Source organism: Rhizobium phaseoli (assembly GCF_010668805.1).
GTDB classification, from domain to species: Bacteria; Pseudomonadota; Alphaproteobacteria; order Rhizobiales; family Rhizobiaceae; genus Rhizobium; species Rhizobium phaseoli_A.
In genome coordinates this window covers 55,783-68,650 of the sequence record NZ_WUFT01000003.1, presented here as the reverse complement: position 1 = coordinate 68,650, position 12,868 = coordinate 55,783, and the positions used below count along the sequence as shown (strand labels likewise).

The window sequence follows — 12,868 nt, the reverse complement described above, 5'->3', positions numbered from 1 at the left end:
AAAGGCTTAGGCGTAGTCCTCCCGCCAAGCCTTTGCCAGAATGCGAAGCCAGTTTTCACGGGCGAGTTTGGTCAGGTCAGTCTCAGCATAACCAACCTCCCTGAGAGCGGCAATCAGCTTCTGATTGCCGGCTGCATCGCCGATTTCCTCAGGAATGGTGGCGCCGTCGAAGTCCGATCCGAGGCCCACGCAGTCGATGCCGATGCGGTTCACCAGATAGTCGATGTGGCGGATCATGTCGGCAAGCGGCGTATCGCCGTCCGAACGCCCATCGGGGCGCAGCATGGCGGTGGCATAGTTGATACCGACGAGCCCGCGGCTTTCGCGGATCGCATCGAGCTGCCTGTCGGTCAGATTGCGCGCGACCGGCGTCAGCGCATGGGCGTTGGAATGGCTGGCGACCAGCGGCTGGTCGGTCGTCTTCGCCACGTCCCAGAACCCCTTCTCGGTGATATGGGCAAGGTCGATCAGGATACCGAGGCGATTGCATTCGCGCACCAGCGCAAAGCCGGCGTCGGTCAAGCCCGGCGCCGTGTCAGGCGACATCGGGAAGGCGAAGGGCACGCCGTAACCGAACACATTGTGCCGGCTCCAGACTGGCCCGAGCGAGCGCAGTCCCGCCGCATAAAACACTTCAAGCGCCGAAAGATCGGCGCCGATCGCCTCGCAGCCTTCCATATGCAGGACGGCGGCGAAAATATCGTCGGCCATGGCGCCGCGGATATCTTTCACCGTCCGGCAGAGCCGCCAGGCACCAGCATGGTCGAGCCGCAGCGCGATGGCCGCCATTTCATTGGCAATGGCGAGGGAAGGCAACGGATCGAGAGGAGCCGCCATCGGCGTGATGTAGCGGCCATCGGCATCCGGATCGGCAAAGACAAGATCGCCCGAGGGAATATAGATGGCGCAGAGACCACCCGAAAGTCCGCCCTTTTTGGCCCGGTGCGCATCGATATGGCCGACGGTCGTGCCGTCTGCGAATTCCGCAATCGGGTCGCTACCGTCTTTTGAATGTGTCCAAAGTCGAAGGAGAACGTCGTTGTGGCCGTCAAATACGAATTGCATCTATCTTCCTGCGCTGCCCGAGCGGGAAGACCAGAATAGAAAAGCTGACGGAATTCGCCACCTCTTTTTTATAAATTCCGTCCTCACGCGCTAAAAACGGAACGGGGGCCGAAGCCCCCGCAAAAACCATCGGATCGCACCATCTGAGATCAATGCTTGCGGCGCTTCTTCTGTCTGTAGACGTCGATGACCACAGCCGTGACGATGATCAGACCCTTGACGATCTCCTGGTAATAGGCGTCGATCCTAAGGAAGGTGAAGCCGGAGGTCATGACACCGAGGATGATGGTGCCGATGACAGTGCCGGTGATGCGCCCGACGCCGCCGGTGAGTGAGGTGCCGCCGATGACGGTGGCGGCGATCGCGTCGAGTTCATAGCCGACGCCCATGCTTGCCTGTGCGGTTTCCGCGCGTGCCGCCGTGACGATACCGGCGAGGCCGGCAAGCAATCCGGCAATCACATAGACCTTGACGAGATGCGCCTCGATATTAATGCCGGAAACGCGCGCCGCCTGCGGGTTGGCGCCGATGGCATAGGTGAACTTGCCATAACGGGTGTAGCGCAGCGCAATGTGGAAGATCAGCGCGACGACCAGGAAAACGACGACCGGCCAGGCCTTGGTTCCGATGAAGTGAAACTGCTCGGTGATGCCGGAAACCGGCTGTCCCTTCGTATACCACTTCGCCACGCCGCGAGCCGAAACGAACATGCCGAGCGTCGCGATGAACGGCGGGATTTTCGTGTAGGCGATGAGCGCGCCGTTCGCCAGACCAGCCGCCGCCCCGATCAGCAGGCCGATCATGATCGGCACGAAAGCCGGCAAGTCGGTCAGCGAGGGAAACACCGCCCGTCCCCAGGTCGACGACTGAGCAAAGCTTGTGGCGATCATCGCCGTCATGCCGACGACCGAGCCCGAGGAAAGATCGATGCCGCCGGTGATGATGACCTGGGTGACGCCGACGGCGATGATGCCGATGACCGAGACCTGCAGGATCATGATCGTCAGGCGCTGCGAGTTCATCAGGAAGCTTTGGCCGATGAAGATCCAGCCGAGCGCTTCATAGATCAGCGCGATGCCGACGAGCACCAGGAAAATGCTGAGCTCGGTCGGTAGGCGCCGCCGCCTTTGCCGGGTCGCGAGCGGAGCTGCGCCCTCTGCTGCCTTGGTACTCATGTCAAACCTCCCTTGGGCGATCGCGGGCGGCGCATCACTGCGCAGCCAACTCCATCACCTTGATCTGCGTTGCTTCATCGCGATTGAGGAACCCGGTGACGCGCCCCTCATGCATGACCATGATGCGGTCGCTCATCCCGAGAACCTCAGGCATCTCGGACGAAATCATGATGACGGCGACGCCGTTTCGCGCCATCTCGGTGACCAGCCGGTGGATTTCCGCCTTGGCGCCGACATCGATGCCGCGCGTCGGCTCGTCGAGAATGAGGATCCGCGGATTGGTGAGCAGCCAGCGCCCGATCAGCACCTTCTGCTGATTGCCGCCCGAAAGATTTTCCACACGCTCGTAAAGATTAGGCGTTTTCACCCGCAGCTTTTTTGCCATGTCTTCGCAGGTCGCCTCGATGGCGCCCTGCTGCACAAAACCGCCCTTGACGTATCTGTCCTGCAGAACGGCGATCTGCATGTTCTCGAGAATATCGAGGATCAACAGACAGCCGGTGTCCTTGCGATCCTCGGTGAGGAACGCCATCTGGTGGCGGATGGCCTCGGTCGGCGAAGAAATCGTCACCGGCTTGCCGTAGAGTTCGATCGAGCCGGAACTTGCGGGGGTCACGCCAAACAGCGTTTCGGCGACATTCGACCGCCCGGAACCGACAAGGCCGGCCACCCCGAGGATCTCGCCCGCCCTCACCTCGAAGGAGACGTTTTTAAAGACGCCGTTGAGGCAAAGATCCTTGACCGAGAGCATGACCTCGCCGATCGGCACCTCTTCTTTCGGAAACATCTGGGTGATCTCGCGCCCGACCATCATCCGGATGATGTCGTCGCGGGTCACCTCGGTCGAGGCGTGGGTGCCGATATATCGGCCGTCACGAAAAACCGAGAACTCGTCGGCGATCTCGAAAAGCTCGTTCATCTTGTGGGTGATGTAGACGATGCCGATACCCTGAGATCTGAGATCGCGGATAATGCGGAAAAGATGCTCGACCTCGCGCTCCGTCAGCGCCGAAGTCGGCTCGTCCATGATCAGCACGTCGGAATTATAGGAAACCGCCTTGGCGATCTCGACCATCTGCCGGTTGGCGACCGACAGGTACCGGACCTCGATATCGGGATCGATGTCGATATTGAGCCGGCTAAACAACTCTTCAGTCATGCGATGCATGACGCCATGATCGACGAAACCGAAGCGGTTCTTCGGTTCGCGGCGGATCCAGATATTTTCGGCAACGGTCATGAACGGCATCAGGTTCAGTTCCTGATGGATCATGGCAATGCCGTTCTCCAGCGCGTCGAGCGGCGATTTCAGCTGGATCTCGACCCCCTTCAGCCGGATATCGCCCTTGTCGGGTACATAGATGCCGGCGAGGATCTTCATCAGCGTCGACTTGCCGGCGCCGTTTTCGCCCATCAGCGCATGCACGGAAGCGCGCTTCAGCCGGAACTGCACGTCGTCGAGCGCGACGACACCTGGAAATTCCTTGCGAACGCCCTCGGCGCTCAGCAGATATTCCGCATTCGGGACTGCGCCGCTCGCACGCACGGCGGCCATGGTTGTCGGGCTGACGGCCATATCATCTCCTCCGGATACGGACAGGCGAAAAGGATGCGGGCAAAGCCCGCATCCCGTTTGGCGTTCGCCTCAGTTCTTGGTGACGAAGTCCTTGACGTTGGCAGGGGTGACGAGCTGGAAGGGAATATAAACCTTCTTCTCGACCTTTTCGCCCTTGGCAATCTTGAGGGCCGCATCGAGCGAGCCCTTGCCCTGGCCGGCCGCGTCCTGGAATACCGTGACGTCGAGATCGCCGGCCTGCATGGCGGCAAGCGCATCCTGCGTGGCGTCGACACCGCCGACGACAACCTTGGTCATATCCTTGCCGGCAGCCTTCAGCGCCTGGATGGCGCCAATCGCCATTTCGTCGTTGTTGGAAATCACGGCGTCGAATTCGATGCCGCTGGAGAGCCAGTTGGCCATCAGGTCGGCGCCCTGGGTGCGATCCCAGTTGGCCGTCTGCTCTTCGACGATTTCCAGACCCTTGCATTCATCGGTCTTGACAACGTCGTGGACATCCTGGGTGCGCATGCGCGCAGCCTGGTTGGAAAGCTCGCCCATGATCACGACGGCCTTGCCCTTGCCGCCGAGAATGCGGCAGACTTCCTTGGTTTCCAGCGTGCCGGATTCCTGCTCGTTGGATGCGACGAAGGCCTGTTTCTCAGGCAGCGTGTCGACGTTGACCGGCTGACGGTTGACGTAAACAAGCGGAATGCCGGCATCGGCGGCGAGCTTGGACATTGCCGTGGTTGCGTCGGTATCGACAGGGTTGACGATGATTGCATCGACCTTGGAGGCGATGAAATTCTGGATCTGGCTCTGCTGCTTGGAAACGTCGTTCTGTGCGTCTTCGACCTGCAGCGTCACGCCGCTCAGCGTCTTGGCATAATCGGTCATGCCGTTGCGCAGAACCGTCAGGAAATTGTCGTCGAATTTCGCCATCGAAACGCCGACGGTTTCCGCGTGGACCGCCGTCGACATGACGAGCGCCATCGCAGTGCCCAGGATAAACTTTTTCATTTCACTTCCTCCACAAAGCGGTGCCCGGCTGCACCCTCCTCACGCCGGAGCTCCAGGCATTGCCTTGAAGCCGAAATTCCCCGCGCCGCTCTCCTGCAGCGCGCCAAAAACGGAACAAACAAACCGTCAAATCCGCTCTTCGGAATATTCATTCCATTTTCTAGGAACAACGTCAAGCCTCTTTAGTGGCGAGCCTGCAGTCCCCCGCATTGTGAAAGACGAAGAGAGCATCCATCTATGGCAGGGTCGAAGACAGGCTCACGGCCGCAGGCGCCTTCGATCTCTCGCCGTGGCCAGATTATTTGAAGATTTTGGAGACAGGACCAATGTCCATTTCGATGTATCGCCTCACCGTTCCGATGTTTCAGCGCGGCCTCGCCAGCCTGAAAACCTACCTCGACAAGGCCGAAGCCTATGCCAAGGAAAAGAATATCGATCCTGCCGTCTTGATCGCCGCCCGTCTCGCGCCCGACATGCTGCCGCTTTCCGGCCAGTATCAACGCGCCAGCGACAGCGCCAAATTCACCCTCGCCCGCCTGACCGCGACCGACGCTCCGAAGTTCGAGGACAATGAAAAGACGTTCGACGAGCTGCGCGAGCGCCTGGCAAAAACCGACGCCTATCTCGCCGGCTTCTCGCAAGACGCGCTGGAAGGCACGGAAAGCCGTGAGATCACCCTGCCGGGCAAGAGCGGCATCGTGCTTCCGGGTAACGAATATGTCACCACTTTCGCCTTGCCGAACTTCTATTTCCACGTCACGACGGCCCACGCCATCCTGCGCAACCAGGGTGCGCCGATCGGCAAGCGCGATTATCTCGGCTAAACAACGAGCCGTTCCACGCAGCAGTTATCAGGGCCGGCGCGTCACCGGCCCTTTTTCCGTCAGCTCGGTATAGGCGAGCGTCTGATCGAGATGCCGTGCCCTCAGCGACAGCAGTCTTTCGGCATACTCGAGCCGGATTGCCGCATAGGCCGGATCCCCCGCAACATTGTCGAGTTCCATCGGATCGTCGCTGAGATTGAAAAGCAACGGCGGCAAGCCGGCAAAATGCACATATTTGAACCGCGCATCGCGGATCACTGCCAGATTGCATTGATTGGATTTTAGCCCGAAATGCCGCTCCGCCTCGCCCGCGGCGATATCGCGGAAATCGAATTCCCAGAATGCCGCGTCCCGCCAGCTCTCTCCCCTCCCGCCATCGACAAACGGCATCAGCGACCGGCCGTCGAGCCCGTTCTTTGCCTCGATGCCGAGCCTTTGGCAAAGGGTTGGAAAAATATCCGCGGCACTGGTGAAACGGTCGACGACCCCGCCGGCAGCGCCGCTTGCCGGATCGCGAATGACAAGCGGAATATGGTAGCTGCCGTCGAAGAAGCCGCCCTTCCCGAGCGTCCAGTGATCGCCGGCCATCTCGGCGTGGTCCGAGGTAAAAACAATAAGCGTATTGTCCCAGGCGCCGGCATCCTTCAGGGCCTGCCAGAGCCGGCCGAGCTGCGCATCGACCTCTGCTATCATGCCGTAATAGATCGCCCGGATCGCGGCGAAATCCTCGCCGCTCCAGCCGCTGAGCGGCCCCGTTGCGCCGTGGACGAAGGCGCCCTTGCCGGTGCGCGGCATGGCAAAAGCGAGATAGGGATGGCTTGCCTCTTCCGCTTGGGCGTTTGCCGCACGCGCAAAATCCGGCCCCTCGCGGGGTTTGAACATCCGGTTGAACGGCTCCGGCACGGAAAACGGCGGATGCGGACGCAAGAACGAGACATGCGCAAACCACGGCCTGTCTTGTTCGCCCATCCAGCGAATGAACTCGCCGGCCAGAAACGCCGTCTGGGTCTCGTCGCTGGAATAGGCCGGCGCCGCATCGGAAATGTCGCCGGCTCGCGCGCCGACGGGAATATGGATGTCGCGGCTGACGGCGTCCTGATGCCCACGCGACCTCAGCCAGGAGAGCCACTGCCTTTCATGCTCCGGCAGCAGCTGGCGTGAGGTAAAGCCCGGCAACACGCCTTCATAACTCGTCAGATGCGGATCGCTTGCATCCATCCCGCGCGGATCGGGCGCCGTGTCCGTATAGCCGAACAGCGTCGGGTCGTATCCCGCCCGCCGGGCGGCCAGCGCCAGATTGTCGAAGCGGGCATCGAGCGGCGAACCATTGCGGCAGACGCGATGGTTCATCTGGTAAAGGCCGGTATAGAGTGTCGCCCGCGCCGGCGAACAGGGTGCGGCCCCGGCATAGTGCCGCCGGAAGAGCGTTCCCTGGCGCGCCAGCGCATCGACATTGGGTGTTTTCACGCAAGGGTGACCGACTGAAGACAGGCAATCGCCGCGCCACTGGTCCGCGGTGATCAGCAGGATGTTCGGCCGGCGACCCTTCTCAATTCTGGGATCAATGCTGGTTGGTTTTTGCATGCCAGTTCCAGGCGGAGCGGATGATCTCGGACAGATCATATTGCGGCACCCAGCCGAGCACGTCGCGGGCCTTGTCGTTATTGGCAACCAGCGTATGCGAATCGCCTTCGCGCCGGCCGATATACTCGACCGGGAAAGGCCTGTTCGACACGTCCTCGATCGCGCCGAGCAATTCCCTGACCGTCGTACCCGTGCCGGTGCCGAGGTTGAGTGCGACGGAATCTCCGCCCTTCAGCAGATATTCGACGGCCCGCACATGCGCATCGGCGAGGTCCAGCACGTGGATATAGTCGCGCACGCAAGTACCGTCGCGCGTCTCGTAATCGCTGCCGAACACCTTGAAGCCCTGGCGGCGGCCAAGTGCGGCGTCGATCGCCAGCGGTATCGCATGCGTCTCCGGCTGGTGCCACTCGCCGATCCGGCCTTCGAAATCGGCACCGGCCGCATTGAAATAACGCAGCACCACCGAGCGCAGGCTTCTGTACTGGTCGTAATCGGCAAGCGCCTGTTCGACGATATATTTCGTCCGCCCATAGGGATTGATCGGCACCTGCCGATGGGTCTCGTCGAGCGGCACGCTCTGCGGCAGACCGTAGGTGGCGCAGGTGGAGGAAAAGACGAAGGCATTGACGCCGGCCGCCTGCGCCGCCGAAAGCAGCGTCAAGGTGCCGATCACATTGTTCTCGTAGAAAGAAACCGGATCCTTCACCGATTCGCCGACCTCGATCAGCGCCGCGAAATGCAGGATCGCCGCCGGCTTGTGTTTGGCCAGCACCTCATCCAGCCGGGCACGATCGCGAATATCGCCTTCCTCGGCAGGCCCCCATTTGACGAACTCGCGATGGCCGTTCGAAAAATTATCGAAGACGACAGGCTTATAGCCCTTGTTCGCCAGATCGAGGCACGTATGCGAACCGATATAGCCGGCGCCGCCGACGACAAGAACCGTTTCACCTGCCATGCACCACCCTTATTATTAGCGAAGATGAAAGAAACCTAGACGAGATACACGTCAATAAAAAGAAAGAATTGCGATAAGCGTGAACGAACAATACGTCAAATGCCGAAGCCGGCGCGACCGGTGCGATTTGCGCCGGACCGGGGGCATTCAGAATTATTCGCGTGATTTGCATAACCGCCCGATCTAAGGGGCTTGCACCATCCGGCGACGATCAACGGTCCGCGGCAGTCAGGCAGGGAGAGTGCGAATGAGGAAGGCATTGATCGTTTGGGGCGGCTGGCAGGGCCATGAGCCGGAGCAATGCGCTCATATCGTCGCCGACCTGCTGCGCGAGGACGATTTTGCCGTAGAAGTCACCGGCGATCTCGGCATATTAGGGTCTCCGACGCTGGCCAAGCTCGATCTGCTGGTGCCGATCATCACCGGCGAAACGCTGGAAAAACCCCACGCGACCGCCTTGGTCGAGGCGGTGCGCGGCGGGCTCGGGCTTGCCGGTCATCACGGCGCGCTCGCCACATCCTTCAAGGAAAGCGCTCCCTTCCGCTATGTCTCCGGCGTCACCTGGGTCGCCCATCCCGGCAATATCATCGACTTCCGCGTTGCCGTCACCCGCCAGGACGATCCGGTCATGGAGGGCATTCCCGATTTCGACTACCGGTCGGAGCAATATTATCTGCATTATGACCCCACGGTCGAAATCCTGGCGACCACCACCTTCACCGGCGCCTACGATCCTGCCGCCCGCAATGTCGTGATGCCCGTCGTCTTCAAACGCCATTTCGGCGCCGGCCGCATCTTCTATTCCGCGCTCGGCCATGTCGCCGCCGAATTCGACCATCGCTATATGCCGCTCATCCTGCGTCGCGGGCTCAGCTGGGCCGCCCGCCAGTAGATTTGGGAAGGGCCGCGCCTCACGGATGGTGATGGGCGATATCGACCAGGTCCACGCTTCGATTGTGGCCGATCCCTATCCGGGAACGTTTTCGATATTCCCCAACGCCGGCTTCATTAATGGCGGCTTCATTGAAGTGGCAAGACGTCTGCCGGCAAGACCGATCATTCGCCTGGAATGCCGCTGAATATTTCGATCGGGGTAATTGTTGTGCGGGCTAACGAACCGCTTTCAGCAGCCGATCATTCTCTGCGGCCGGATCCGCCTCGTCATAGACCCGCATCAGCCGCCCGGCCGCCTTCAGCTTCTCGATCAGATCGTTTCCATCCGGCGAGGCCTTGGTCAGCTCCAGCTGCTCGAACTCCCTCAACGCCTGCGCCCAATGGCTTTCCCCGCGCCCATCCGGCCTGCCTTCTGCTTCCCACAATGAATAAGCGCGCTGGCTGACCCAGGCGTCTCTATTATGACTCATAACCAACCCCAGCGGAAAATTTGGAAGCAATATTCGACAGCCAACAAGGTGCCAAAACCGGCTTTAGGAGTCGTTACGAGGCAGCGTTAGTTTTTAGATAATACCAAGGTACCAAGGGATTATCCCCTTGCACACACTCCCAGACCTTGGCCTCGCATCGCCTCCGGGATACGGTCATCGCAGAAACGACAGCGATGACCGATGGCAGCCAAGACAACACTCAATGCGAAGAATCTCGAATCCCTCGGCACGCAGCGCCTTGCCGAACTGCTGATCGAAATCAGCACAGGCAGCGCCGCCCACAAACGACGGCTTCGAATTGAACTTGCCGGCAATCACGGCAGCGTCGAGATCGCGCGGGAGGTGCGAAAGCGGCTTGCCAGCATTGCCCGCGCCCGCACCTTCATCAACTGGCACAAAGTGAAGGCACTGAAGAGCGATCTGGAAACCCAGCGCAAGACGATCATGGAGACCGTTGCCGAGGATAATCCCGAGGAGGCCTTCGAGCTGATCTGGCAGCTCCTAGCCCTGGCGGATTCGATTTTTGAGAGGTCGAACGCCGGCAGCGAGTCGCTCATCCAAAGCTTTCAGCAGGCTTGCGAGGATGCCGGCGTCATCGCGGCATCCGCAAAGATCGAGATCGATGTCCTGGCCGAAAAGGTGTTCAGAGCCGTGCAGGACGATGCCTACGGCCTATACGAAAACCTGATTGCAGCTATGACGCCAGCCCTCGGTCATGCTGGTCTCGATCGCTTGAAAAACCTTCTTGTCCAATGGTCCGAGGAGCCGGAAGACAAGCCGGCGGAGGACAAGCGCGCGGTGCTCGGCTGGGGTAGCGGAGGCCCCATTTACGAGGATGAGATCTACGTCACGAGCCGGGAATTGACGGTGCGCATTGCCTTGCAGGAAATTGCCGATGCGCAGGGCGATGTTGATGCCTACATCGCCCTGCAACCCGCGGAAACGCGCAAGGTGCCGACTGTAGCGGCCGAAATAGCCGATCGTTTGCTCAAGGCCGGGCGGGCGGAAGAAGCGTTTGACGCGTTGGGTGAGGTCGATACGAGAAGCCGGGGCGACCTGCCGCTCGAATGGCAGCTTGCTCACGTCGCGACGCTTGAGGCCCTGGGGCGCGCAGGCGAGGCGCAGGCCTATCGATGGGCGTGTTTCGAGCAGTCACTGCATCACCAGCACCTCAAGGCTTTCCTAAAGCGGCTGCCGGATTTCGACGACATCGAGGCCGAAGAGAAGGCATTCGCCCATGCCCAGGCTTTCCCTGATATCCATCGGGCACTGGCATTTTTTCTGAATTGGCCGGCACCTGTCGAGGCAGCGAAACTTGTGATCAGCCGCAAGGCGGAACTGGACGGCGATCTCTATGAGCTGATGCCGCCGGCTGCCGAAGCTCTGGCGGAGAAACATCCGCTCGCGGCAACCTTCGTCTTGCGCTCCATGATCGATTTCACCCTCGATAGCGGCCGGTCCAGCCGCTACAAATATGCAGCGAGGCACCTTGCTGACTGCGCATCCTTTGCCCCTCATATCGATGACTTCGGCAACGCCAAATCCCATGACGCCTATGTCGCGGACCTGAAGCATCGGCACGGCAAGAAGCATGGCTTCTGGAGCCTGCTGACCTAAGTCGCCCGAGATAGCTTATCTTTCAGAGAGGATATTCATGACAGACGCCCAATGGCACGCCGACCCGCTCACGTGGGGAACCGGACCGCGTAGCTTCGAAATCTTTCTGGAGCCGACCTGCCCCTATTCAGTCAGAGCCTTCAACAAGCTCGACGCTCTTCTCGATCAAGCAGGCAGAGACAAGCTCACCGTAAAAATCCGCCTGCAGTCACAGCCCTGGCACATGTATTCCGGCGTCCTCGTCCGCTGCATCATCGCGGCCTCGACGCTGGAAGGCGGCAAGGAGACAGCCAGGACGGTGATGACCGCCATCGCCGCCCATCGCGAGGAATTCGAGTTCGATCATCACGCCGGCGGCGCGAACATGGACGTGACGCCGAACCAGATCATCGAACGCCTGGAAGGCCATAGCGGTGTCAAGCTGAAGGATGCCTTCGCAATTCCAAATCTCGACCGGGAGATCAAATGGCACTGCAAATACGCCCGGCAAAACGGCATCCATGTCTCGCCGACCTTCATGATCGATGGGCTGGTACAGGCGGATATGGGCAGCGGCGATGAGGTTGCGGCTTGGGTGAAGAAGGTGCTGGGTCACTGACGCCGGCTATGCCGACGTCCTGAAATCGCAAACGCTGACGCCTCGGAAACTTATGGCGGAGAGGGTGGGATTTGAACCCACGATACCCTTGCAGGTATGCCGCATTTCGAGTGCGGTGCATTCGACCACTCTGCCACCTCTCCGCGGTCTGGTCGGCGCTTGTTCGGCGCGGGCGTTCTCATAACGGGCCTATGACAGGTTGGCAAGCCGAAAAGTCGAAGCATTCCATCCTTTTGCCTTGACACTTTTTTGTCGCTCGCGTATCTCGGCTGCGCACTAGGTTCGGAGCAATCCATGCCTTAGCCGTCCCGCGCTCGCGTGGGGCTTCACCGGCAGGACGAATTCGAGGATTAGCCTCTGAAATCCCTGCTTAACTTCGACTGATAAAAAGACGGCCGCCCTGCTGAAGCAGCGGGGAGAGCTGGAACGAACATGAAAGGATAAAAAATGTTCGCAGTCATCAAGACCGGCGGTAAACAGTACCGTGTGGCAGCCAACGACGTGCTGACCATCGAAAAGCTGGAAGCCACCGCTGGCGAATCCATTGAATTCACCGAAGTGCTCGTGATCGGCGAAGGCGCCGACGCTGCGATCGGTGCGCCCTTCGTAACCGGCGCCTCTGTCAAGGCAGAAGTCGTCGAACAGAACCGCGGCAAGAAGGTCATCGCCTTCAAGAAGCGCCGTCGTCAGAATTCGAAGCGTTCGCGCGGCCATCGTCAGCATCACACGGTCGTCCGTATCACGGACATCGTGGCTGCCAAGTAAGATCAACGGGACAGGGTTTAAAGGAGAACTCCAATGGCACACAAAAAAGCTGGCGGTTCATCGCGCAACGGTCGCGATTCTCAGTCCAAGCGCCTTGGCGTGAAGAAGTTCGGCGGCGAAGCCGTCATCGCAGGCAACATCATCGTGCGTCAGCGCGGCACTGAGTGGCATCCGGGTTCCAACGTCGGCCTCGGCAAGGATCACACGATATTTGCGCTTACCGCCGGCAATGTGAACTACCGAACGAAGGCCAACGGTCGCGTCTACGTGTCTGTCATGCCGAAAGCGGAAGCAGCGGAATAAGCCGGCAGCGCTCAAA

At 60.2% G+C, this 12,868-nt stretch carries 14 protein-coding genes and 1 tRNA gene; 7 read left to right on the top strand and 8 right to left on the bottom strand.

Annotation, left to right across the window (positions count from 1 at the left end; translation table 11 throughout):
- Positions 1 to 6: 6 nt before the first annotated feature.
- From GR197_RS05475 to GR197_RS05460, 4 genes are all read right to left on the bottom strand, one after another.
- Positions 7 to 1,065, bottom strand: coding sequence for a dipeptidase (locus GR197_RS05475; protein WP_164007368.1), 1,059 nt, complete (start codon positions 1,063 to 1,065; stop codon positions 7 to 9).
- Between the two features lie 149 nt (positions 1,066 to 1,214).
- On the bottom strand, positions 1,215 to 2,240 hold the full coding sequence (locus GR197_RS05470; protein WP_164007366.1) for an ABC transporter permease: 1,026 nt from the start codon (positions 2,238 to 2,240) through the stop codon (positions 1,215 to 1,217).
- 34 nt (positions 2,241 to 2,274) lie between these two features.
- On the bottom strand, positions 2,275 to 3,816 hold the full coding sequence (locus tag GR197_RS05465; protein ID WP_164007364.1) for a sugar ABC transporter ATP-binding protein: 1,542 nt from the start codon (positions 3,814 to 3,816) through the stop codon (positions 2,275 to 2,277).
- Between the two features lie 69 nt (positions 3,817 to 3,885).
- Positions 3,886 to 4,815, bottom strand: a complete 930-nt coding sequence (locus GR197_RS05460; protein ID WP_164007362.1) for a sugar ABC transporter substrate-binding protein — start codon at positions 4,813 to 4,815, stop codon at positions 3,886 to 3,888.
- A gap of 326 nt (positions 4,816 to 5,141) precedes the next feature.
- On the opposite strand from GR197_RS05460, the gene GR197_RS05455 reads away from it, so the two are divergent.
- A complete protein-coding gene (locus GR197_RS05455) occupies positions 5,142 to 5,639 on the top strand; it encodes a DUF1993 domain-containing protein (protein WP_164007360.1) in 498 nt (165 codons plus the stop codon).
- A gap of 27 nt (positions 5,640 to 5,666) precedes the next feature.
- Here GR197_RS05455 and GR197_RS05450 read toward each other — a convergent pair whose 3' ends face one another.
- Both GR197_RS05450 and galE read right to left on the bottom strand, forming a co-directional pair.
- Positions 5,667 to 7,223 carry an alkaline phosphatase family protein gene (locus GR197_RS05450; RefSeq protein WP_164007358.1) on the bottom strand — a complete coding sequence of 519 codons (1,557 nt, stop codon included), beginning with the start codon at positions 7,221 to 7,223 and terminating at the stop codon, positions 5,667 to 5,669.
- Positions 7,201 to 8,184: a UDP-glucose 4-epimerase GalE gene (gene galE, locus GR197_RS05445; RefSeq protein ID WP_164007356.1), complete on the bottom strand. Its 984-nt coding sequence runs from the start codon at positions 8,182 to 8,184 to the stop codon at positions 7,201 to 7,203. The genes GR197_RS05450 and galE overlap by 23 nt, the downstream gene beginning before the upstream one ends.
- A gap of 247 nt (positions 8,185 to 8,431) precedes the next feature.
- Between galE and GR197_RS05440 the strand changes: the two genes are divergently transcribed.
- Together GR197_RS05440 and GR197_RS05435 are read left to right on the top strand one after the other, a co-directional pair.
- Positions 8,432 to 9,076, top strand: coding sequence for a ThuA domain-containing protein (locus GR197_RS05440; protein WP_164007354.1), 645 nt, complete (start codon positions 8,432 to 8,434; stop codon positions 9,074 to 9,076).
- Positions 9,077 to 9,107: 31 nt separating this feature from the next.
- Positions 9,108 to 9,263, top strand: a complete 156-nt coding sequence (locus tag GR197_RS05435) for a hypothetical protein (RefSeq protein ID WP_164007259.1) — start codon at positions 9,108 to 9,110, stop codon at positions 9,261 to 9,263.
- A 30-nt stretch (positions 9,264 to 9,293) separates the two neighbouring features.
- On the opposite strand, the gene GR197_RS05430 is transcribed toward GR197_RS05435, so the two are convergent.
- Positions 9,294 to 9,548: a DUF2934 domain-containing protein gene (locus tag GR197_RS05430; RefSeq protein WP_164007352.1), complete on the bottom strand. Its 255-nt coding sequence runs from the start codon at positions 9,546 to 9,548 to the stop codon at positions 9,294 to 9,296.
- A 201-nt stretch (positions 9,549 to 9,749) separates the two neighbouring features.
- Here GR197_RS05430 and GR197_RS05425 point away from each other — a divergent pair, with 201 nt between their 5' ends.
- Positions 9,750 to 11,186 carry a DUF6880 family protein gene (locus GR197_RS05425; RefSeq protein WP_164007350.1) on the top strand — a complete coding sequence of 479 codons (1,437 nt, stop codon included), beginning with the start codon at positions 9,750 to 9,752 and terminating at the stop codon, positions 11,184 to 11,186.
- 37 nt (positions 11,187 to 11,223) lie between these two features.
- A complete protein-coding gene (locus GR197_RS05420; protein ID WP_164007348.1) occupies positions 11,224 to 11,784 on the top strand; it encodes a DsbA family protein in 561 nt (186 codons plus the stop codon).
- Between the two features lie 53 nt (positions 11,785 to 11,837).
- Here the strand turns inward: GR197_RS05420 and GR197_RS05415 are convergent.
- Positions 11,838 to 11,927: transfer RNA gene (locus tag GR197_RS05415), tRNA-Ser, on the bottom strand.
- A gap of 304 nt (positions 11,928 to 12,231) precedes the next feature.
- Between GR197_RS05415 and rplU the strand changes: the two genes are divergently transcribed.
- Together rplU and rpmA are read left to right on the top strand one after the other, a co-directional pair.
- On the top strand, positions 12,232 to 12,549 hold the full coding sequence (gene rplU / locus GR197_RS05410; RefSeq protein ID WP_164007346.1) for a 50S ribosomal protein L21: 318 nt from the start codon (positions 12,232 to 12,234) through the stop codon (positions 12,547 to 12,549).
- 33 nt (positions 12,550 to 12,582) lie between these two features.
- Positions 12,583 to 12,852 carry a 50S ribosomal protein L27 gene (gene rpmA / locus GR197_RS05405; protein WP_003543909.1) on the top strand — a complete coding sequence of 90 codons (270 nt, stop codon included), beginning with the start codon at positions 12,583 to 12,585 and terminating at the stop codon, positions 12,850 to 12,852.
- Positions 12,853 to 12,868: the final 16 nt, after the last annotated feature.

Excerpts from the sequence above, each read along its gene's own strand:
- GR197_RS05450 (WP_164007358.1), bottom strand. The coding sequence starts at position 7,223 with ATGCAAAAACCAACCAGCATTGATCCCAGAATTGAGAAGGGTCGCCGG.
- GR197_RS05470 (WP_164007366.1), bottom strand. The coding sequence starts at position 2,240 with ATGAGTACCAAGGCAGCAGAGGGCGCAGCTCCGCTCGCGACCCGGCAA.
- galE (WP_164007356.1), bottom strand. The coding sequence starts at position 8,184 with ATGGCAGGTGAAACGGTTCTTGTCGTCGGCGGCGCCGGCTATATCGGT.
- GR197_RS05460 (WP_164007362.1), bottom strand. The coding sequence starts at position 4,815 with ATGAAAAAGTTTATCCTGGGCACTGCGATGGCGCTCGTCATGTCGACG.
- GR197_RS05475 (WP_164007368.1), bottom strand. The coding sequence starts at position 1,065 with ATGCAATTCGTATTTGACGGCCACAACGACGTTCTCCTTCGACTTTGG.
- rpmA (WP_003543909.1), top strand. The coding sequence starts at position 12,583 with ATGGCACACAAAAAAGCTGGCGGTTCATCGCGCAACGGTCGCGATTCT.
- rplU (WP_164007346.1), top strand. The coding sequence starts at position 12,232 with ATGTTCGCAGTCATCAAGACCGGCGGTAAACAGTACCGTGTGGCAGCC.
- GR197_RS05425 (WP_164007350.1), top strand. The coding sequence starts at position 9,750 with ATGGCAGCCAAGACAACACTCAATGCGAAGAATCTCGAATCCCTCGGC.
- GR197_RS05430 (WP_164007352.1), bottom strand. The coding sequence starts at position 9,548 with ATGAGTCATAATAGAGACGCCTGGGTCAGCCAGCGCGCTTATTCATTG.
- GR197_RS05435 (WP_164007259.1), top strand. The coding sequence starts at position 9,108 with ATGGGCGATATCGACCAGGTCCACGCTTCGATTGTGGCCGATCCCTAT.
- GR197_RS05440 (WP_164007354.1), top strand. The coding sequence starts at position 8,432 with ATGAGGAAGGCATTGATCGTTTGGGGCGGCTGGCAGGGCCATGAGCCG.
- GR197_RS05465 (WP_164007364.1), bottom strand. The coding sequence starts at position 3,816 with ATGGCCGTCAGCCCGACAACCATGGCCGCCGTGCGTGCGAGCGGCGCA.
- GR197_RS05420 (WP_164007348.1), top strand. The coding sequence starts at position 11,224 with ATGACAGACGCCCAATGGCACGCCGACCCGCTCACGTGGGGAACCGGA.
- GR197_RS05455 (WP_164007360.1), top strand. The coding sequence starts at position 5,142 with ATGTCCATTTCGATGTATCGCCTCACCGTTCCGATGTTTCAGCGCGGC.